This is a genomic window from Streptomyces sp. NBC_00344, from assembly GCF_036088315.1.
Taxonomy (GTDB): domain Bacteria; phylum Actinomycetota; class Actinomycetes; order Streptomycetales; family Streptomycetaceae; genus Streptomyces.
This window is the reverse complement of sequence record NZ_CP107996.1, coordinates 3,430,611-3,450,398: the sequence shown is the minus strand read 5'-3', so window position 1 is coordinate 3,450,398 and position 19,788 is coordinate 3,430,611. Positions and strand designations below refer to the sequence as shown.

Annotated in this window: 20 protein-coding genes and 2 tRNA genes; 10 read left to right on the top strand and 12 right to left on the bottom strand. The window is 66.6% G+C overall.

What is annotated here, in order from left to right; translation table 11 throughout:
* Positions 1–43: 43 nt before the first annotated feature.
* Entirely contained in the window at positions 44–592 is a 549-nt protein-coding gene (locus tag OHS16_RS15530) for a helix-turn-helix domain-containing protein (RefSeq protein WP_328540854.1), read from the bottom strand.
* Between the two features lie 152 nt (positions 593–744).
* Here OHS16_RS15530 and OHS16_RS15525 point away from each other — a divergent pair.
* Positions 745–817: transfer RNA gene (locus OHS16_RS15525), tRNA-Ala, on the top strand.
* Positions 818–1,006: 189 nt separating this feature from the next.
* Here OHS16_RS15525 and OHS16_RS15520 read toward each other — a convergent pair.
* Positions 1,007–1,699 carry a DUF5324 family protein gene (locus OHS16_RS15520; protein ID WP_328537807.1) on the bottom strand — a complete coding sequence of 231 codons (693 nt, stop codon included), beginning with the start codon at positions 1,697–1,699 and terminating at the stop codon, positions 1,007–1,009.
* A 270-nt stretch (positions 1,700–1,969) separates the two neighbouring features.
* Between OHS16_RS15520 and OHS16_RS15515 the strand changes: the two genes are divergently transcribed.
* Together OHS16_RS15515 and OHS16_RS15510 are read left to right on the top strand one after the other, a co-directional pair.
* Positions 1,970–2,503: a peptidylprolyl isomerase gene (locus OHS16_RS15515; RefSeq protein WP_328537806.1), complete on the top strand. Its 534-nt coding sequence runs from the start codon at positions 1,970–1,972 to the stop codon at positions 2,501–2,503.
* A 111-nt stretch (positions 2,504–2,614) separates the two neighbouring features.
* On the top strand, positions 2,615–3,511 hold the full coding sequence (locus OHS16_RS15510; RefSeq protein ID WP_328537805.1) for a rhomboid family intramembrane serine protease: 897 nt from the start codon (positions 2,615–2,617) through the stop codon (positions 3,509–3,511).
* A gap of 307 nt (positions 3,512–3,818) precedes the next feature.
* Here OHS16_RS15510 and crgA read toward each other — a convergent pair whose 3' ends face one another.
* Positions 3,819–4,076, bottom strand: coding sequence for a cell division protein CrgA (crgA, locus tag OHS16_RS15505; RefSeq protein ID WP_328537804.1), 258 nt, complete (start codon positions 4,074–4,076; stop codon positions 3,819–3,821).
* A gap of 147 nt (positions 4,077–4,223) precedes the next feature.
* On the opposite strand from crgA, the gene OHS16_RS15500 reads away from it, so the two are divergent.
* The 5 genes from OHS16_RS15500 to OHS16_RS15480 all read left to right on the top strand — a co-directional run bounded on the left by OHS16_RS15500 (position 4,224) and on the right by OHS16_RS15480 (position 8,228).
* Entirely contained in the window at positions 4,224–4,991 is a 768-nt protein-coding gene (locus tag OHS16_RS15500; RefSeq protein ID WP_328537803.1) for a DUF881 domain-containing protein, read from the top strand.
* 360 nt (positions 4,992–5,351) lie between these two features.
* A complete protein-coding gene (locus tag OHS16_RS15495; protein ID WP_328537802.1) occupies positions 5,352–5,528 on the top strand; it encodes a hypothetical protein in 177 nt (58 codons plus the stop codon).
* Positions 5,525–6,163, top strand: coding sequence for an aminodeoxychorismate/anthranilate synthase component II (locus OHS16_RS15490; RefSeq protein ID WP_328537801.1), 639 nt, complete (start codon positions 5,525–5,527; stop codon positions 6,161–6,163). The genes OHS16_RS15495 and OHS16_RS15490 overlap by 4 nt, the downstream gene beginning before the upstream one ends.
* Positions 6,160–7,473 carry a class E sortase gene (locus tag OHS16_RS15485; RefSeq protein ID WP_443042622.1) on the top strand — a complete coding sequence of 438 codons (1,314 nt, stop codon included), beginning with the start codon at positions 6,160–6,162 and terminating at the stop codon, positions 7,471–7,473. Before OHS16_RS15490 ends, OHS16_RS15485 begins: the two co-directional genes overlap by 4 nt.
* Positions 7,474–7,499: 26 nt before the next feature.
* A complete protein-coding gene (locus tag OHS16_RS15480; RefSeq protein ID WP_328537800.1) occupies positions 7,500–8,228 on the top strand; it encodes a class E sortase in 729 nt (242 codons plus the stop codon).
* Positions 8,229–8,545: 317 nt separating this feature from the next.
* Here the strand turns inward: OHS16_RS15480 and pknB are convergent, their stop codons facing one another.
* The 6 genes from pknB to OHS16_RS15450 form a co-directional block, all read right to left on the bottom strand.
* Positions 8,546–10,531: a Stk1 family PASTA domain-containing Ser/Thr kinase gene (gene pknB / locus OHS16_RS15475; RefSeq protein WP_328537799.1), complete on the bottom strand. Its 1,986-nt coding sequence runs from the start codon at positions 10,529–10,531 to the stop codon at positions 8,546–8,548.
* 163 nt (positions 10,532–10,694) lie between these two features.
* The gene (locus tag OHS16_RS15470) at positions 10,695–12,155 is read right to left on the bottom strand and encodes a peptidoglycan D,D-transpeptidase FtsI family protein (RefSeq protein ID WP_328537798.1); all 1,461 of its coding nucleotides are present in this window, start codon (positions 12,153–12,155) and stop codon (positions 10,695–10,697) included.
* Positions 12,152–13,546, bottom strand: a complete 1,395-nt coding sequence (locus OHS16_RS15465) for an FtsW/RodA/SpoVE family cell cycle protein (protein WP_328537797.1) — start codon at positions 13,544–13,546, stop codon at positions 12,152–12,154. The genes OHS16_RS15470 and OHS16_RS15465 overlap by 4 nt, the downstream gene beginning before the upstream one ends.
* 23 nt (positions 13,547–13,569) lie before the next feature.
* Positions 13,570–15,093, bottom strand: coding sequence for a Stp1/IreP family PP2C-type Ser/Thr phosphatase (locus tag OHS16_RS15460; RefSeq protein ID WP_328537796.1), 1,524 nt, complete (start codon positions 15,091–15,093; stop codon positions 13,570–13,572).
* Between the two features lie 129 nt (positions 15,094–15,222).
* On the bottom strand, positions 15,223–15,741 hold the full coding sequence (locus OHS16_RS15455) for an FHA domain-containing protein FhaB/FipA (protein ID WP_328537795.1): 519 nt from the start codon (positions 15,739–15,741) through the stop codon (positions 15,223–15,225).
* A gap of 10 nt (positions 15,742–15,751) precedes the next feature.
* A complete protein-coding gene (locus tag OHS16_RS15450; RefSeq protein WP_328537794.1) occupies positions 15,752–16,582 on the bottom strand; it encodes a DUF3662 and FHA domain-containing protein in 831 nt (276 codons plus the stop codon).
* Positions 16,583–16,925: 343 nt separating this feature from the next.
* Here OHS16_RS15450 and OHS16_RS15445 point away from each other — a divergent pair.
* Positions 16,926–17,008: transfer RNA gene (locus OHS16_RS15445), tRNA-Leu, on the top strand.
* A gap of 181 nt (positions 17,009–17,189) precedes the next feature.
* Here OHS16_RS15445 and OHS16_RS15440 read toward each other — a convergent pair.
* Together OHS16_RS15440 and OHS16_RS15435 are read right to left on the bottom strand one after the other, a co-directional pair.
* Complete coding sequence (locus OHS16_RS15440) at positions 17,190–17,660, bottom strand: hypothetical protein (RefSeq protein ID WP_328537793.1); 471 nt, start codon at positions 17,658–17,660, stop codon at positions 17,190–17,192.
* A gap of 560 nt (positions 17,661–18,220) precedes the next feature.
* Positions 18,221–18,835 carry an FMN-dependent NADH-azoreductase gene (locus OHS16_RS15435; protein WP_328537792.1) on the bottom strand — a complete coding sequence of 205 codons (615 nt, stop codon included), beginning with the start codon at positions 18,833–18,835 and terminating at the stop codon, positions 18,221–18,223.
* Between the two features lie 121 nt (positions 18,836–18,956).
* Between OHS16_RS15435 and OHS16_RS15430 the strand changes: the two genes are divergently transcribed.
* Positions 18,957–19,304 (top strand): winged helix-turn-helix transcriptional regulator, encoded by a 348-nt coding sequence (locus tag OHS16_RS15430; protein WP_328537791.1) that lies wholly within the window; start codon positions 18,957–18,959, stop codon positions 19,302–19,304.
* Here OHS16_RS15430 and OHS16_RS15425 read toward each other — a convergent pair.
* Complete coding sequence (locus OHS16_RS15425; RefSeq protein ID WP_328537790.1) at positions 19,301–19,744, bottom strand: MarR family winged helix-turn-helix transcriptional regulator; 444 nt, start codon at positions 19,742–19,744, stop codon at positions 19,301–19,303. The genes OHS16_RS15430 and OHS16_RS15425 overlap by 4 nt on opposite strands.
* Positions 19,745–19,788 lie beyond the last annotated feature (44 nt).

The window sequence follows — 19,788 nt, the reverse complement described above, 5'->3', positions numbered from 1 at the left end:
GCACTGTGCCCGCCCCCCGTCTCAACTCAGCCGCGACGCCGACTCAGTTCTGGTGTGCCTCATAGTGCGAGACCGCATCCGAGGTACGCCCGGCGCCGTACACCTTGAGGAACTCTGCCAGTTCGGGGTGGGTGGGGGCGAGTGTGTTCGCGGCATCGATGATGTCTCCGGCGGCGGACACCGACCGGAGCAGCGACTGGATCTCCCGCACCACCCGGCGCACGGTCGGCGCACCCGAGCCGGAAGTGGTCTGACCGGTGTTGGAGAGGACCGATCCGCCCTGCGACTTCTTGATCTCTTCCATCCGGTCGGTCGCCTCTCCCGCGCTGACGCTGCCGTCTGCGACCAGGCCGGACAGTTCCTGGAGAGCCTGCACACGCTGGACAACGGCCGGATTGCCGATCTTGGCGCGCTGGCCGCTCATCAGCTGGGAGAGCATGGGCGCGGACAGCCCGAGCACCGCGGCGAGACGGGCCTGATTCAGTCCCAGATCATCGATGAGGCGACGGAAGAGCGCCCCCAGCGGCTCCCCGTACCAACTGCGCTGAAGGTCCCTCGCTCTCGCGGTGGCTTCCTGCTGTGCTGCGTCCATTGCGTCTCCCCATCGCTTCCCCAGTGCGGCGACTTCGCTGCCGCGAACCTCGTCGAGCATCTTACGGAGCGTGGTCGCGGACCGGGAGTCCCAATCGTTTTGCGAGATACCCCCAGTCACCCGGTAGTCTTGTCTCGCACCAACCCGTTCCGGGGGCCTTAGCTCAGTTGGTAGAGCGCTGTCTTTGCATGGCAGATGTCAGGGGTTCGACTCCCCTAGGCTCCACAGAACCCGCTCAGCAGAGCGAAAACGAGGGGCGCCCGAAGACATTGAGTCTTCGGGCGCCCCTCGTTCGTATCCCGCTGTCCAGTGCGTCTCCGGCGTCGCGGCCTCGGGGGGTGGGTCTCACCTGGAGGTCCTGTGACGGACCCCTCAGTGCCTGATCCTCAGAGCCGTGTTCCTATGGCCGGACTCTTACGGACGGTCATCGCGGTCTGTGTCGTCTGCCTCGGCTTCGGCCTGCTTGGCCTGTACCTCAGGGTCGAGAGCGGCGGCGCTGCCGTCGACCGCATTCAGGTTCGGCCGGTCGGACACTTCGGTGGGGGCCGGCGGCTCGACCAGCCAGTCGGGGTTGGCCTGCTTGTCCCACCACTTCCAAGCGGCGAAGGCACCGCCGGTCAGCACGCTGATGACGAGAAGCCCCTTGGCCAGCCGGCCCGCCCTCGCCCGTCGCTCGTGCTTTCTGACCAGCTTCTGGATCTCCTTCGGTGAGACCTGCCCACGCAGCGCTGCCAGTGCGGCCGTACTGCGGGCCATCGCTTCCTCACGTACCGGCCCGGCTGCTGCCAAGGCCTGCTCGACGTGGGGTGCGAGCTGGCTCTGCGCCTGCCTGGCCGCCTTACCGGCCCGGTGGGCCGCCGCGTCGACCTTCGGCGGGACATGGGTGAGGGCCTGTTCGACATGCGGTGCGAGGCGCTCGTCGTACTGATTCCTGGCCTGCTGTGCTGCGAGCGAGACCTTGGGAGCCAGCCGTACGCGTGCTTCGGTGGCGTAATGCGTGGCCTGTTCCTTGGCCGTTCCGGCGTAGGGTGCCACCACTTCCGCGGCGTGCAGCACGCTTTCCTTCGCCGTACCGGTCGCGGCGCGCACGCTGTCCATGCGGGTCACGGGATCCTCCTCGTCGGTGGCGTTGTGTAATTCGCCTTTCCACCCTTTTCGAAATCATGCCTGCCCCGGGCCATCGCGGCACGTGTGGGCGGGCATCCGGGTCAGATAGGCAAGATCGGTCATTGTGGTGCAAGGGGGTCTCGGCGTCGAGAATGCCACGGTTCGGTCGTGGGCGCGCCGATTCAGCGACGACTCGGCCGCTTTTCTCCGTACCACGGTGGTCCGTGCGAGGATCGGTGAACGTCAGAGAAGACTTACGGAAGGCACATCGTGGCCGAGCAGCTTTACGCCACCCTCAAGACCAACCACGGCGACATCGAGGTGCGGTTGCTGCCGAACCACGCGCCCAAGACGGTCAAGAACTTTGTGGAGCTCGCGCAGGGCGAGCGCGAGTGGACTCACCCGGCGACCGGTAAGAAGTCCACGGACAGGCTGTACGACGGCACGGTCTTCCACCGGGTGATCGGTGGCTTCATGATCCAGGGCGGCGATCCGCTGGGTAACGGCACCGGTGGCCCGGGCTATGAGTTCGGCGACGAGTTCCACCCCGACCTGGCCTTCGACAAGCCGTATCTGCTCGCCATGGCCAATGCCGGGCCGGGCACCAATGGCTCGCAGTTCTTCATCACCGTCGCGCCGACGGCGTGGCTGACCCGTAAGCACACCATCTTCGGCGAGGTCGCCGACCCGGCCAGCCAGAAGGTTGTGGACGAGATCATCGCCACCCCGACCAACGCGCGGACCGACCGCCCGCTCCAGGACATTGTCATCGAGACCGTGATCGTCGAGAACCGCGCGAGCTGAGTACGCCTCTTCCCGTACGCGATACGGGAACCACCCGCCCCGTTCGTCCGTATGACGAGCGGGGCGGTGCATTGCGTACGCGGCCCGTACGAGACGAGGGAGCGAGCCCCGATGGAACAGGTGCCAGGAGGCCCGGAGCAGCAGAAGTCACCGAGCGGTCTGCCCAGCTGCTACCGGCATCCCGGTGTGGAGACGGGAATCAGCTGCACACGCTGCGAGCGCCCCATCTGCCCGCAGTGCATGGTGAGTGCTTCGGTCGGATTCCACTGCCCGGAATGCGTGCGGAGCGGATCGGGAACAGGGCATTCCGCTTCGGCGAGCCGGCCGCGCACTCTGGTGGGCGGTGGGGTGACATCCGATCCCCGGCTGATCACCAAGATCCTCATCGGGATCAATGTGGCGGTGTTCATCGCGGTGCAGGCCGTCGGTAATCGGCTGATCGATGATCTGGTTCTGGTGGGACGCTGGCCTCCGGCCCCTTTCCCTGCGAGCCAGGGCGTCGCGGACGGTGAGTGGTACCGGCTGCTGACTTCTGTCTTCCTGCATCAGCAGGTCTGGCACATCGGGTTCAACATGCTCAGCCTGTGGTGGATCGGCGCTCCGCTGGAAGCGGCGCTCGGACGGGTGCGCTACATCACCCTTTATCTGCTTTCCGGGCTGGCAGGCAGCGCCCTGACCTATCTCGTGGCCTCTCCGAGCCAGCCGTCGCTCGGCGCCTCGGGCGCCGTCTTCGGTCTGCTGGGCGCGACCGCGGTGCTGATGCGGCGCCTGAACTACGACATGCGTCCGATCATCGTGCTGCTGGTGATCAACCTGGTCATCACGTTCTACTTCAGCGGTATCGCCTGGCAGGCACACATCGGCGGGCTGGTCGCCGGTGTGATCGTCGCGATCGGCATGATCCACGCCCCGCGCGAGCGCCGGGCGCTGGTGCAGTACGGGACCTGCGCGCTGGTCTTCGTGGTGACCTTGGGGATGGTGCTGGCCAGGTCCGCCATGCTCACCTGAGACGGTTCAGGAGCCGAGCCGGTCTCACCGGGGCCGGAGTTGTCCACAGCGCGTGGCGAATCCTGTGCATCCCGTGGGGAACAGATGTGCCCCTTGTCCCTGACCTGGGTCTTCCCAGTAAGGGCAAGGGGCGAGCCGCTGCTGTGGTATGGCGCCAGCTAGTCACACCGGCGTCAACACTCGTCAAGTTATCCACAGATCTTCTGAGTTTTCCCCGGCTGTGGATAGCGCTGTGGATAACTAAGGGCAAGGCTTGACGTGCTCGGAGGGTCCGCGGGCTCCCTCGGGGACGTGTGAAAGCGGACGGCTACTTCCACTGGGTGGAGACGCCGAAGCCAGCGGCGATGAAGCCGAAGCCGGCCACGATGTTCCAGTTCCCGAACGGCTTGATGGGCATATCACCCTCCGTCACATAAAAGACAACGATCCAGGCGAGACCGATCAAGAAGAACGCGAGCATCACCGGGGCCACCCAGCTGCGATTGCTCAGCCTTATGGCAGTCGCCTGCTTGTTGACGGGCGGCGGTGTGAAATCGGCCTTCTTGCGGATACGTGACTTCGGCACGAGGGACTCTCCTGTCGATGCGCTGCGTGACCGCGCAGAGGGAACTGTGTAGGGAAGTGCCCGGACCAGGAAGCGACAGGGCGCATTGCCTCCCCCGGGCGTCCGTTAGCGTAGTGCTTCCGGGGCGTGGAAGGAGATAAGGGTACGTTGAGCAATTCTGGCGACTCTCCCGCAGGTGCTGACCGCCGCTGGTTCCGGCGTCCGGTCCGGGTGCTCACCGCCGCCGTTTTCGCGCTGGCCGGCCTCATCTTCGTCACGAGTTTCAATACTGCCAAAGGCACGGATATCCGTACCGATGCGTCCATGCTGAAACTTTCGGACCTCATCCAGGAGCGCAGCGACAAGAACAAAGCGCTCGATGAATCCACCGCTACCGTGCGCGATGACGTGGACGCACTCGCTCAGCGTGACGACAGGAGCACAAAAGCGGAGGACGTCCAACTCAGGGCCCTGGAGAAGTCTGCGGGCACCCAGAAGGTCAGCGGACCGGCACTGACCGTCACACTCGACGACGCTCCGCCCAACGCCACCGCCAATCCGGGCTATCCAGCTCCGCAGCCCAATGACCTGGTGATCCACCAGCAGGATCTGCAGGCGGTCGTCAACGCCCTCTGGCAGGGCGGCGCCCAGGGCATCAAGGTCATGGACCAGCGACTGATCACAACCAGTGCGGTGCGGTGCGTCGGGAACACACTCATCCTGCAGGGACGCGTCTACTCGCCGCCGTACAAGGTGACGGCCGTCGGCAATACGGACAGGCTCAGGGCGGCGCTCAACGCTTCCACGGCGATCAGGAACTACCAGCAGTATGTGAAGGCCTACGGGCTGGGCTGGAAGGTCGATGAGCACCGGGTGACGACCCTCCCCGGTTACTCGGGCACGGTGGATCTTCACTACGCGAAGCCTGTGGGCTGAGGGCTCTGTCCCGCACTCCATGGCGGGCGCGACGGCAGCCACGGCAGCTGGCCGCGTTGCCCGAACGCTTGAAGACGTCCGGCATGCGGACGCGCCTCCGCCCGCTTCGCACCGCATCCGACGCCCCGCGCGCTGATCCAGCAGGGGGTCACGGGATGCCCTGACCCGGCAGAGTCCTGCCGATCCTCGTGCCCGGGTCGGCTTGTCGGTCGCAGGCCGCGTGGACCGTCGCACCGGTCCGGCGGCATCGTGCTTTCGCCCGGCCTGTGACGAAGCCAGGCCGATGGCTTTGCGCGGGTGACCACAAGTGCCTGCCGCAGCCCTTTAGTCTGGTCCCGTACCACGAACGGAAGGGACAGCATGTACGGCTGGATCTGGCGGCATCTGCCGGGCAACGTGTGGCTTCGGGCAGTCGTCGCGCTCGCGCTCGCGCTCGCGGTCGTCTACCTGCTCTTCCAGTACGTCTTTCCGTGGGCGGAGCCGCTGCTTCCGTTCAACGACGTGACGGTCGACGAGAGTCTGGGGGCGCTGCGATGAGCGCCCGCATCCTGGTCGTCGACAACTACGACAGCTTTGTGTTCAACCTGGTCCAGTACCTGTACCAGCTGGGCGCCGAGTGCGAGGTGGTACGCAACGACGAGGTGTCCCTCGCTCATGCGCAGGACGGCTTCGACGGTGTGCTGCTCTCCCCCGGCCCCGGAACGCCCGAACAGGCCGGTGTATGCGTGGAGATGGTGCGCCACTGCGCCGCCTCCGGAGTCCCCGTCTTCGGTGTCTGCCTGGGCATGCAGTCGATGGCGGTGGCGTACGGCGGAGTGGTGGGCCGGGCGCCGGAGCTGCTGCACGGCAAGACATCGGCGGTGTCCCACGCGGGAACCGGGGTGTTCGCCGGGCTGCCTTCGCCGTTCACCGCGACCCGCTATCACTCGCTCGCCGCCGAGCCACACACGATGCCTGACGAACTCGAGGTCACAGCCAGGACCGCCGACGGCATCATCATGGGAGTGCGGCACCGGGATCTGCCGGTCGAGGGTGTTCAGTTCCATCCGGAGTCGGTGCTCACCGAACACGGTCATCTGATGCTCGCCAACTGGCTTGCCGTGTGCGGGGACACGGAGGCTGTGGGCCGGTCCGCGGGGCTCGCTCCGGTGGTGGGCAAGGCTGCGGCGTGACCGCGTTGCGTCCCGAACAGGAAGGCCCTCGGCCGCCGGGACGCCCCGGGGCCGGGCCGGGCGGCTCTGCCGGCTTCTCCGGGCGGGCGTACGATCCCCTGACGGACCCACTGCCGAACGGCGACCACGGTTCACCGTGGTCGCGGACCGAAGGTGCGGGGCCGGAGCGTCCCGCGACGCAGGAACCCCCGCAGGACTGGTACGGGCGTGAGGCGGTCTACGAGCCGGTACCGGAACAGGCGGTGAATCCGGCGCCGCAGCCGTCCGCGCGGCACGGCGGTGCCCCGGATCCCGGCGTACAGCACGGTATGGACCCGGCCACTCAGGCCGTGCCACCGGTTCCCGATCCGGCTCCGGACCCGGCACGAAGGCCCGGAGCCGAGCGGATGCCCGGGCCACGGAGGAGGGGCGCCCCTCTGAAGGACGACGAGACAGTCGCCCTGCGGATGCCCGATCCGCCCCCCGGCACTCTCCCCGGGACGCCCTCGCCGACCGGGGGACGCGCCGAGCGCCGTAAGGCAGCCAAGGGGCGGGGCCGCAAGGGCGCCGCCGCACCGTCCGAACCCGTGATCCCCGCCATCCCGCGGACCCGCGTCGAAGCGCGCCGCGCGGCCCGAGCGCTCAAGGACAGTCCCGCGGTCATCGCCAGCCGGGCCATCGGCGAGATCTTCATCAGCCTGGGCGTGCTGATGCTGCTCTTCGTCACCTACCAGCTGTGGTGGACGAACGTACGTGCCCATCAGGAGGCGAACGGCACCGCCCACAGCCTTCAGGAGGACTGGGCGAAGAGCGGCGGCAAGTCGAATCAGCCCGGTGCGTTCGAGCCCGGGCAGGGTTTCGCCATCATCCACATCCCGAAGCTGGACGTGGTCGTCCCGATCGCGGAGGGCGTCAGCAAGCACAAGGTCCTCGACCGAGGGATGGTCGGTCACTACGGCGAAGGGAAGCTGAAGACGGCGATGCCGTCGGCCAGGACGGGCAACTTCGCGCTGGCGGGACACCGCAACACGCATGGTGAGCCGTTCCGGTACATCAACAAGCTCAAGAACGGCGACAAGGTCGTCGTAGAGACCCGGGACGACTACTACACCTACGAGGTGACGAGCCATCTGGCGCAGACGTCTCCTTCCAACGTCTCGGTCATCACCCCGGTCCCGCCGGGTTCCGGCTTCACCAGGCCCGGCCGCTACATCACACTGACGACCTGCACTCCAGAGTTCACGAGTACGTACCGAATGGTCGTGTGGGGCAAGATGGTTGATGAACGGCCACGCAGCAAGGGGATGCCCGACGCCCTGACGGCAGGCTGAAGGTACGGACGACAGGAACGGGTGCGGTGGCATCGACGACCGAGCAGGACGAGCAGACGGCCACGCGACCCGCGCGGCAGGGCGGCCGCGGCAGTATCGCGAGCGCGATCAGTGTTTTCGGTGAACTGCTCATCACGGCCGGGCTGATACTCGGCCTCTTCGTCGTCTACTCCCTCTGGTGGACAAACGTCGTCGCCGACCGACAGGCGTCGAAGCAGGGCGACAAGATCCGCGACAACTGGTCGCACAGCGGAAGCCCCGGGGCTCTGAACACCAAGGACGGCATCGGCTTCCTGCATGTGCCGTCGATGAAGAACGGCGAGGTGCTGGTCAAGAGGGGCACCAGCACCAGTGTGCTGAACGGCGGCGTGGCGGGTTACTACGTGAAGCCGTTCAAGTCCGGCATGCCGGCCGACAGGACCGGCAACTTCACGCTGGCAGCGCACCGCGACGGGCACGGCGCCAAGTTCCACAACATCGACAAGGTGAAGACCGGTGACCCGGTCGTCTTCGAGACGAAGGACACCTGGTACGTCTACAAGGTGTTCAAGGAACTGCGGCAGACCTCGAAGTACGACGTGAAGGTGCTGCAGCCGGTACCGAAGGAGTCGGGGAAGACGAAGCCCGGCCGGTACATCACGCTGACGACCTGCACGCCGGTGTACACATCGCGATACCGGTACATCGTCTGGGGCGAGCTGGTGCGTTCGGAGAAGGTGAACGCGAAGCGGACCCCGCCGGCGGAGCTGCGCTGACCGCGGAGTGTAAAAGGCCCGAAGCCGCAATCGGAGGTTGCGGCTTCGGGCCTTTCCGCTTGCCAGGCTCCGTCCGGTCCCCGCGCAGGAGTCCGTCCTCATGTCCTTCGGGCTCCCACCGGCTCATGGCGTCAATCAATGCCATGACACCGGCGGGTGAACGCTGCTTTGCCCCGCGGCGCCATGAGCAGGGGTACGTCGTGCTGGACGAGTACCTGCCCGGCCCGGGTGATGTTCTCGAAACTGTCCGGACATGAGGAAGCCCCGCACCCCGGTGATGGGCGCGGGGCTGTCCCCGTGGGCGAAGCCGTCAGCCGCTACCTGCCGTTCGGCCCGCCGAAGATCCCGCCGCCGTTGTTGCCGTTGTTGCCGCCCGCAGTGGTGAGCGTGATGGGGGTGTTCCCCGGGTCAGCTTCCTGGGTGCCGGGCTGCGGATCGAGACCGGTGACGATGGCGTTGTCGTCGCCGTTGCTGCCATTCGCGATCTGGACGTTGGTGAAGCCCGCCTGAGCCAGGATCTGCTTGGCCTGGGCCACTGTCTTCGTCCTGACCTCGGGAACCGGCGTCTGGGTGGGCGCCTTGGCCTTGGCGACTGTCAGGGTCACCGTGGAGCCCTTCTTCGCCTCGCCGCCGTCGGGAGACTGGGCGATCACGGTGCCCGGTGCCTGGTCGGACTCCTGCTCGGTGGGCGTGGGCACCACGAAGCCGTTGTCCTGGAGCTGCTTGGTGGCGTCGGCTACGGCGTGGCCCTTGACGTCGGGTACCGGAATCTTGGTCGACTTTGCGATCTTGATGGTGACTTCGCTGCCCTTCTGGGCCTTGGTGTTGCCCTTCGGGGACTGGTCGAAGACCTTGCCCTCGGGCTGGTCGGACTCGACCTCCTGCGGAGTCACCTTGAAGCCCTTGTCCTCAAGATCCTGGGTAGCGTCGTCCGCGGACTCCCCATTGACATTGGGGACCTCGACCTTGGGCGCGCCCGTGGACACGACAACGTTGATCGTCGTGCCCTGATCGATCTTGGCGCCGCCGAACTTCGGGTCCTGGCTGCAGACGTTTCCCTTGGGCGCGTTGTCACACGGCTGGCGCTCCGAGACGCTCAGCTTCAGCTTGGAGTTGGTGGCCGAGCTCCTCGCCTCGCTCAGGGGCTTGCCGACGAGCTGCGGCACATCGACCTTGCTGGAATCGCCACCACTTCCGCTGAAGAGCGATTTGCCGATGAGGATCGCGCCGACCAGCACCAGGATCCCCGCGATGATCAGCAGGATCGTGGACGTGTTGGACTTCTTCTGGCGGCGGCGGTCGGGGCGGTCGTCGTAGCCGTAACCGCCGTCTTCCGGGTTGACCGGGGGCAGCATTGAGGTGGCGCCGCCGGCCTGATCAGCCGGCCGCATGGCGGTGGTGGGCTGGTCCTGGTCGTAGTTGCCGTAGCCGGCCGCTCCCATGGCCGAGGTCGCGGCGACGGGCTGGCCGTCGAGGCATGCCTCGATGTCGGCGCGCATTTCGTCTGCCGACTGGTAGCGGTAGTCGGGGTCCTTGACCAGCGCCTTGAGGACGATGGCGTCCATTTCGGGCGTGATCTCGGGATCGAAGTTACTCGGAGCCTGCGGCTCCTCCCGCACATGCTGGTAGGCGACCGCGACCGGGGAGTCGCCGATGAACGGCGGACGCACGGTGAGCAGCTCGTAGAGCAGACAGCCGGTGGAGTAGAGGTCGGAGCGGGCGTCGACCTGCTCGCCCTTGGCCTGCTCCGGGGACAGGTACTGGGCTGTGCCTATCACGGCGGCCGTCTGTGTCATGGTCATACCGGAGTCGCCCATGGCTCGGGCGATGCCGAAGTCCATGACCTTGACCTGGCCGGTGCGCGTCAGCATGACGTTCGCCGGCTTGATGTCGCGGTGGACGATGCCGTTGCGGTGCGAGTACTCCAGCGCCTGGAGGATCCCGATGGTCATCTCCAGGGTGCGCTCGGGCAGCAGCTTGCGGCCGGAGTGCAGGAGTTCCCTCAGGGTGGAGCCGTCGACGTACTCCATCACGATGTACGGAATGGAGATCCCGTCGACGTAGTCCTCGCCGGTGTCGTAGACGGCGACGATCGCCGGGTGGTTGAGCGAGGCGGCAGACTGGGCCTCGCGGCGGAACCGGGCCTGGAAGGACGGATCACGGGCGAGGTCCGCCCGGAGCGTCTTCACGGCGACGGTGCGGCCGAGCCGGGTGTCGTGCGCGATGTGGACCTCGGCCATGCCACCACGGCCGAGCACCGAGCCCAGCTCGTACCGGCCGCCGAGGCGACGCGGCTCTTCCATAGCTAATCCAGCCCTCTCCGTATGTCCCGACCGCACCCTGGGGTGGTCCGGCGGTGTGCTGTTCGCGCATACGCTACCGGGCACGGGCAGATGATCAGTGCGCGACCGTCAGCTGATATCGGACCGGTATCGCGCAGAAATCGTGCCAGCCGTGTCACGGCTGTCACTTCTCGCTGTCGATGACGGCCTTCATGACGTTCTTGGCGATCGGGGCGGCGAGGCCACCACCCGAGATGTCGTCGCGGGACGCGGCCGAGTCCTCCACGACCACGGCCACCGCGACCGGTGAGCCCTGGTCGGTCTTGGCGTACGAGATGAACCAGGCGTAGGGGTTGCCGCTGTTGTTGATGCCGTTCTGGGCGGTACCGGTCTTGCCGCCGACCGTGACGTTCGGGATCTGGGCCTTCAGGCCGGTGCCCTTGGTGACGACGGTCTCCATCATCTGCTGGAGCATCTGGGCGTGCTCCTTGGTCAGGGGATCGCTCAGCTTTTCCGGATCCGTCTTGGAGACGGTGTCCAGGTTCGGCGCGGTGAGCCGATCGACCATGTAGGGCTTCATCAGCTTCCCGTCGTTGGCGACCGCCGATGCGACCATGGCCATCTGCAGCGGGGTGGCCGCCGTGTTGAACTGGCCGATGGAGGAGAGCGCGGTCTGCGCCTTGTCCATGTTCTTGGAGAAGACGCTGGCGTCGGCGCGGACCGGGGTGAACTGCTCGCTGTTGAAGCCGAACTTCTCCGCTTCCTCACGCATCTTGTCATTGCCGAGGTCGGCGCCGATCTTGCCGAAGACCGTGTTGCAGGAGACGCGCAGGGCCTCACGAAGGGTGGCGTTCTTGCAGGGGATGTTCCCCTCGTTGTTCAGGTTCTGGGTGGAGAGCGGCAGTCGCCACGGCAGCGGCGAGCGAGTCGGTGAGTCGATCCCGTCGTACAAGCCGTTCTCAAGAGCCGCTGACGCGGTGACCACCTTGAAGGCGGAGCCCGGGGGGTAGGTCTGACGAAGGGCCCGGTTGAGCATGGGCTGGTCCTTGGCATCCTTGAGCCTGTTGTAGTTCTTCGAGTCCGTGTTGGTGTTCCCGGCGAACTGGGAGGGGTCGTACGAGGGTGTGGAAGCCAGGGCGAGAATCGCGCCGGTCTTCGGGTCGAGCGCTGCCACCGCGCCCTTCTTGCTGCCGAGCCCGTTGAAAGCCGCCTTCTGGGCCGCGGCGTTCAGGGTGGTGACGACGTTGCCGCCCTGCTTCTTCTCCCCGGTGAACATGGAGAGCGTGCGGTCGAAGAAAAGCCGGTCGTCGTTGCCGGTGAGGATCGAGTCGTTGATCTTTTCCAGCTGGGTGGCGTCGAAGACCTGGGAGGAGTATCCGGTGACGGGCGCCCACATGGGCCCGTCCTTCCAGGTGCGCTTGTACTTGTAGTACGTGCTCTTGCTGACCGCTGAGCCGGTGATGGGGTTGCCGTCGACGATGATGTTGCCGCGCTCGTGAGCGTAGCGTTCGATCCCGACGCGGAGGTTCTGCTTCTTCGAGTTGAGCGCGTCGGCCTCGCCGAACTGCAGCCAGTTGGTGCGTACGAGCAGGGCGAGGACGAGAAGACCGCAGAAGATCGCGATGCGGCGCAGGGGCTTGTTCACGGTCGGACCACCTGGGTCATTTCGGCATCGGGGGACGGGGCGGGGGCCGGCGCAGGGCGGCGTGCGGTGTCGCTGATGCGGATCAGGATTCCGATCAGAGCCCAGTTGGCGAGCACCGAGGAACCGCCGTACGCCATGAAGGGCATGGTCATGCCGGTCAGAGGAATAAGGCCCATCACTCCGCCGGCGACGACGAAGACCTGAATGGCGAAGGCGCCGGAGAGTCCGATCGCGAGGAGCTTGCCGAAGGGGTCACGGGCGGCGAGTGAGGTGCGGACGCCGCGTTCCACGATCAGGCCGTAGATCAGGAAGATCGCCATGACGCCGGCGAGGCCGAGCTCCTCACCTGCGGTGGAGAGGATGAAGTCGGCATTCGCCGCGAAACCGATCAGGTCCGAATTGCCCTGACCGAGTCCGGTGCCGAGGGTTCCGCCGGCGCCGAAAGACATCAGCGCTTCGGAGATCTGCCTGCAGGCGCCACTGGGGTCCGTCGCATAGCAGCTGAACGGGTCAAGCCAGGCGGTCACACGGGACTGGACGTGGGGTTCGAAGGATGCTGCGCCGACCGCGCCGACGGCAGACATCAGAAGGCCGAAAACGATCCAGCTGGTGCGCTCCGTGGCGACGTACAGCATGACGATGAACAGGCCGAAGAAGAGCAGCGATGTACCGAGGTCCGTCTCGAAGACGAGGATGAGGATCGATACGGCCCAGACGGCGAGGATGGGGCCGAGGTCACGACCACGCGGCAGGTAGAGCCCCATGAACCGCCGGCTGGCGAGGGCCAGGGCGTCACGCTTCACCATGAGGTAGCCGGAGAAGAAGACGGCGATGATGATCTTGGCGAACTCGCCGGGCTGGATGGTGAAACTGCCGACCCTGATCCAGATCTTCGCGCCGTACACGGCGGGGAAGAAGACCGGCATGATCAGCAGGACAAGCGCGACCACCATGGAGATGTAGGTGTAGCGCTGGAGGACGCGATGATCCTTGAGCATGATCAGCACGCCGACGAACAGGGCCACGCCCAGAGCCGAGTAGAGCAGTTGCTTGGGCGCCGCGGCACCGAAGCTGTGCAGCCGCGGTGACTGGTCCAGGCGCCAGATGAGAGCCAGGCCGATGCCGTTGAGCAGCGTCGCCAGCGGCAGCAGCAGCGGGTCGGCGTAGGGGGCGAACTTCCGGACCACGAGGTGGCCGACGGCTGCCAGCAGGGTGAGTCCGGTGCCGTAGCCCAGGATGCCCGACGGCAGTGAGTCATTGATCGCGAGACCCACGTTGGCGTAAGCGAACACCGAGATGGCGACGGCGAAGATCAGGAGCATCAGCTCGGTGTTACGGCGGCTCGGTGCTTCGATCGCGCCGATCGTGGTCGTGTTGGTGACAACGCTCATGTGGTGAAAGGCCCCCTACGGCTCTACTGCTTGCCGCACAACGGGACCAGCTTCTTTTCATCCTCGGAGAGGCTGGGGCCTGGCGTGGGCGTCGTGCTGGGCTTGGGTGTCGCACTGGGCTTCGGTGTTGCGGTCGTCGTGTTCCCGGCGGACTGCAGCGTGCTTGCGCCGCCGGTGGTGCCACCGGTCTTGCCCGGTCCGGTCGTCGCGCTGTTCTGTTCCTCCGCCTTACGGCGCTCGGCGTCCTTCTTGCAGGCGCTGGCCTGCTGGGCAAGCTCGTTGATCTTGCTTTCGGCCTGGCCGCGGTTGCCTTCGGTGATGGTCGAGTCGACCTGCTTGCGCTGGTACGGCGGGAGGTACTTGAGTTCGATCTCGGGGTGGTCCTTGTCGACCTTCGAGAGCGAGACCCACGCGAGATCCTGGCTGATGCCCCGGTACAGGGCGACGTGCTTCTCGTTCGAACCGACGAAGTACTGCGTCTGCGTCCAGCGGTAGCCGCCGTAGAGCCCGCCGCCGATCACCGCGAGCGCCAGGACCACGTAAAGCGTCCGCTTGATCCATTTCCGGCCGCGGGAGGGCTTGATGAAGTCATCGTCGGTGTACGAGCCGAAGCTCCCGTCGGGCGCCGCGCCGTAGCCTCCGCCGCTGCCGGGAGGGCCGAAGCCGCCGGGAGCGGGCGGCGGGGGCACGGGCCGGCCGAGTCCGGACGCTCGTCCTGCGGGGGTCTGCATCGATCCGTCGTCGTGCTGCTGTGCCTGGTTCTCGGCGACTGCACCGACGATGACCGGGGTGTCGTTGAGCTGTCCGGCCAGGGTGTCGTTGGAATCGACATCGAGGACATCGGCGACGATGCAGGTGATGTTGTCGGGGCCGCCGCCGCGCAGAGCGAGCTGGATGAGGTCCTGGATGGTCTCCTGGGGGCCCTGGTAGCTGGCGAGCGTGTCTTCCATCGTCTGGTGGGACACGACGCCGGAGAGGCCGTCCGAGCAGATCAGATAGCGGTCGCCCGCCCTGACCTCACGGATGGAGAGATCAGGTTCGACATGCTCGCCGCTGCCCAGCGCGCGCATCAGCAGGGACCGCTGCGGGTGGGTGGTGGCCTCTTCCTCGGTGATCCGGCCCTCGTCGACGAGGCGCTGTACCCAGGTGTGGTCCTGGGTGATCTGCGTCAGAACGCCGTCGCGCAGCAGATAGGCGCGGGAGTCGCCGACGTGCACCAGACCGAGGCGCTGGCCGGTCCACAGCAGCGCGGTGAGCGTGGTGCCCATGCCCTCGAGCTGGGGATCCTCCTCGACCATCATGCGGAGCTGGTCGTTGGCCCGCTGTACGGCGGTGCCGAGCGAAGTGAGGATGTCGGAGCCGGGGACGTCGTCGTCGAGGGTCACGAGGGTGGAGATGACCTCGGAGCTCGCGACCTCGCCTGCGGCCTGGCCGCCCATTCCGTCGGCGATGGCGAGGAGCCGGGGGCCGGCGTAGCCGGAGTCCTCGTTCCCCTCGCGGATCATGCCCTTGTGCGATCCGGCGGCGAAGCGCAGGGAAAGACTCATGCGCACCTCGCCTGTCGGCTCCGGGTACAACCGGTCTCGAGCCACACTGCCCACCCTCCGGTCGGGAGCGCGCTGAGGTCCGTTGCCGGGACCGCTGCGGCTCGCTCGCTCCGCTCGCTCATTGTCGTACTACTTCCGCAGCTCGATGACGGTCTTGCCGATGCGGATCGGTGCGCCCAGCGGGATCGGTGTCGGGGTGGTCAGCCGGGTCCGGTCGAGATACGTGCCGTTGGTGGACCCGAGATCCTCGACGATCCACTGGCCGTCTCGGTCGGGGTAGATCCTGGCATGCCTGCTGGACGCATAGTCGTCGTCCAGGACGATTGTTGAATCGTGTGCCCGGCCCAGCGTGACGGTCTGCCCCTGCAGGGCAACCGTCGTGCCGGTCAGCGTGCCCTCGGAGACGACGAGTTTGCTGGGTGCACCGCGGCGCTGGCGGCCGGCGGCCGTCTGCTGGCGTTGCTGCGGCGGCGTTGAGGCCTGCCGTGCGGCCTGTTGCGGACGGGCGTCGGCGTTGCGGCGTGAGCCGCGCTGCGTGACGCGCGTTCCGAACAGATCGCTGCGGATGACCTGGACGGCCACGATCACGAACAGCCACAGAACAGCTAGGAAACCTAGCCGCATGACCGTCAGGGTCAGCTCTGACATTGCCCCCGCTTCACCCTTCGGCTTGCCGGTAAACGATGGTGGAATTGCCCACGACGATCCGCGAGCCGTCGCGGAGCGTAGCGCGGGTGGTGTGCTGTCCGTCTACCACGATGCCGTTGGTGGAACCGAGATCCTGGATTGTCGATGGCGAACCGGCGCGGATCTCGCAGTGCCGGCGCGATACGCCGGGGTCGTCGATCCGTACGTCCGCTTCGGTGCTGCGGCCGAGAACCAGGGTGGCGCGGGAGATCTGGTGGCGGGTGCCGTTGATCTCGATCCAGCGCCGTGTCCGGGTGCTCGGCATGGGGCCCGGCGCCGGTGTCCGGTGATCTCCGCGATTGGCTCCGGGCGGGGGTGCGGCGGGCATGGGCGGGGGCGACGAGGGCGGATAGCCGTAGCTGCCCTGGTTTCCGCGCTGGGGCGCCGCAGGTGCCGTCGGGCCGCGCTCGGGGCTCTGCTGGTTCGTGCTCGAGGCCAGCGTGCGGCTGCGGACCCGGTAGAGCCCGGTGTCGAGGTCTTCGGCCTTCTCCAGATGGACCTTGATGGGGCCCATGAAGGCGTACCGCTGCTGCTTGGCGTAGTCGCGGACAAGCCCGGAGAGTTCGTCGCCGAGCTGGCCGGAGTACGGGCTGAGCCGCTCGTAGTCGGGTGTGCTCAGTTCGACGATGAAGTCGTTGGGCACGACAGTCCGCTCGCGGTTCCAGATCGTTGCGTTGTTGTCGCACTCGCGCTGGAGCGCGCCGGCGATCTCGACCGGCTGGACTTCGGACTTGAACACCTTCGCGAAGGTGCCGTTGACCAGACCTTCGAGACGTTGCTCGAACTTCTTCATGACTCCCATGAGGCACCTCCTCCGTCGCTGTCGTCCTGGTACTGCTTACTGATCGTATCCACGCGTGGGGAAAACGGCTGGTTCCCCTTGTCTGCCTGCTCGATGAGTGTCACCTCTCACACGGATCGTAGAGGCGCCCTACAGACAGTGTCCCGCACACCGCGTGCACCCATGAGGAGTGGGGGCGAGCGGCCGCCGTTCCACGGGGTGAGGCACGGGTCGCCGCCGGGCGCGGAGCGCGGCCCCGGGCGGTCGAACAACGGATGTGAATCCACCCTGTCCAGCGTGCTAATCTTCCGGATGTCGCCAGGCGATCGCACAAACCAGTGAGAGAGCTTCGGAAACACCACTTGCGCGAGTGGCGGAACGGCAGACGCGCTGGCTTCAGGTGCCAGTGTCCTTAGGGACGTGGGGGTTCAAATCCCCCCTCGCGCACAACAGGACGCCGATGAAAAGTGTCCAGTATCACCGATGGAACGGCCCGCATCATGATGATGCGGGCCGTTCTGCTTTCTCCGGGCCTTGGTGGCCTGATTTCGGGCCGGGACGTGTGACTGTCGCGGGCGTGGCCGTCGGCAGTGGGGCTTCGTGCTTCTGGCCTGCTGTCGGTAAGGGTTCAGGTCGGTTGCGGTGAGGCGGCCCTTGTTGCGGTGAGGCGGCCCTTGAGGACCGTTTTCCGACGGAGGAAACGCAGAGCAGCTCGGGGTCCGCGGAACTCGGGGAGCGGCGCTCCGGGCTGGTCGGGGTTGCGGACGGCGATCAGGATGGCGCTGAAGCCGTAGGGACCGTTCCAGGTGTCCCGGGCAGGGGGTGGGCGTGCCGGTGGCGACAGGCTGAGGACCTTGCTGGGTGCAGAGCAGCCGAAATCCTTTGCCGCCGAGAACGTCCCCGGGGCCCCCGACCCGCCGCCGTCGGCGATCCAGAGGGTGGTGGGAGCTGCGGTGGTGATCTCGGCGAGGCCGTCTTCGCCGCGCACGACCAGGGCGCTGGTGCCTCGTGCGGCGAGCACGCTCGCCAGTACCGGGGCGAGGGCGGTGTTGGAACAGCCGACGACGGCCGCGCGGGGACTGGCGGTGTTTGTCAGCATCGCGGCAGACGAGTTCTCGGTTTCTGGGCGGCGAGAGCCACCGCCGTAAGGCCTGGGATCCCATCCCGGTCGTACGAGCCGACTCGAGAGAAGACGTCTATGTCGAGGTTCACCCGAAGCGCGGTCGACCAGACCGTGTCCGCCAGGGCGAAGCGGATCCCCAACAGGGGCGATCACGACCGAGGCTGCACGGGCACGTCCATTTCACGATCAGGATGGACAGCGAGCCCCTCGTGAGCCGCCGTGCTCGCGAGGTGACAGGGCATCAGGTTGGGGCGCCACGGCCACCGTTCCGCCAACGGCGGCCGAGGAAGCCCCAAGCAGACCCGCGGCTTCCTCGCACCGCATACCCGGCAACGCTGACGACGGCCAGTTCCATGCCTGTCGGGGCTGACGCGCGGTTCGCGATCTCGCCTTCTTGCGGGTGCCAGTGCGCAAGGGCAGCGGCGCAAGTTGTTTCACGTGAAACCCCCATGTGACCGTCGGCCTCCCGACCCGGTCTCCACGACCCGGCCTTTTCCGACTGCCGGCCTCCACGGGGGTTCCCTGCGTGGTACCCGTCAGGCGGCAAGACGCGCGGCGAGGGCCTTGGCCTTCGTGGTGGCGTCGTCGAGGGCCTTGGCGCGGGAGGCCTCAGCGAGCGGGATGAGCTGAGCCATCGAGGGCTGTGACGCGGCCAGGGTCAGCTCCGGGACGATGAAGTCGACTTCCGCGGCGAACATGCTCGTGAGCAGCTTCTCCAGGTAGTTCTGTACGAACTCGGAGTCCTCGCGGGGGGTGCCGGGGGCGTAGGAGCCGCCGCGGCTTGCGACGACGGTGAACGGAGTTCCCGCCAAGGGGCTCGCTTCGGTGGCGGCGTTGTGGCCGACGATGATCACGTGATCGAGCCACGCCTTGAGGGTGGACGGGATCGAGAAGTTGTACATCGGAGCGCCGATGAGCACGGCGTCGGCGTCGGCCAGTTCAGCGGCGAGTTCCGCCCGCAGCGGGGACTCGATACCTGATGCGGCGGTGGCGGCGTCCAGGTGCGGCAGGGGGCTGGCGGCCAGATCCCGGTAGATGACCTTGCCATCGGGGTGCTGTTCGCGCCAAGCGCTCACAAAGGCGGCAGTTACCTCCCGGGATGCGGAGCCCTGGGGGAAGACGGCTGAGTCGATGTGCAGAAGGGTGGCCATGGTGTGCTCCTGGGGATGCGGTGGTGCGCTGTCTAATTTCTGTTCGTACCTATAGATAACATAGTCCCTTACTTTTTTGCAGTCCATCCGCAATGAGGGCGGCAATCAGTACTCTGAGGGCATGGCGGAACACAGCGAGCAGGCGTGTCAGCAGGTCGGCGGGGCGATCACGCGCGTCTTCGAGCTGTTGGGCAAGCGCTGGACCGGGCTGATCGTGGCCGTCCTGATGCAGCAGCCGGTGTACTTTGCGGATCTGCGGAGGGCGATCCCGGGGATCAGTGAGCGGATGCTGTCCGACAGGCTGACCGAACTCGCTATGGCGGGGCTGCTGGTGCGCGAAGTCGACGAGGGGCCGCCCCTTCGTGTCTCGTACCGGTTGACCGAGGCGGGTCGAGGCCTCGAGCCTGCTCTCAATGAACTCGGATTGTGGGCTGACGCCTATCTGCCCGCGGAGAATCGCCCCTGCTAGGACGGCTCAGCGGTGTTGTAGCGCAGCAGGTAGGCGGCGAATCGCTCAAGGTCTTCCTCGCTCCAGTCGGCGAGGCGCTCGCGAACGGCGGCGCGCCGGCTTCCCTGAGTTGAGGCCAGGGTCCTGGTGCCGGCTTCGGTGGGGTGCAGAACCTGGACGCGCTGATCGTCCGGGGCGAGTCGGCGTTCGACGAGCCCCAGTTTCTCCAGACCTGCCAGCTGCCGGCTGACTGTGGACTTGTCGAGCATGTAGTGAGCCGCGAGATCGGTTGCCCGGCATCCCTGCCGTTCATCGATATGGGCCAGCAAGGTGTACGAGACCAGCGGCAGCTCGGGGTGGAGCAGTGCTGCGGTCGCGCGGGCGCGCCTGGCGAAAGCGGTCAGCTCTCTCTGAATCGTGTCGACGGATGTGTCGTGCCGCTGTGTGTCGTCGCTGGTCATTTTTTGCCCTCCTCGTGGATAGTTGTATAGTACAACTCAATTAG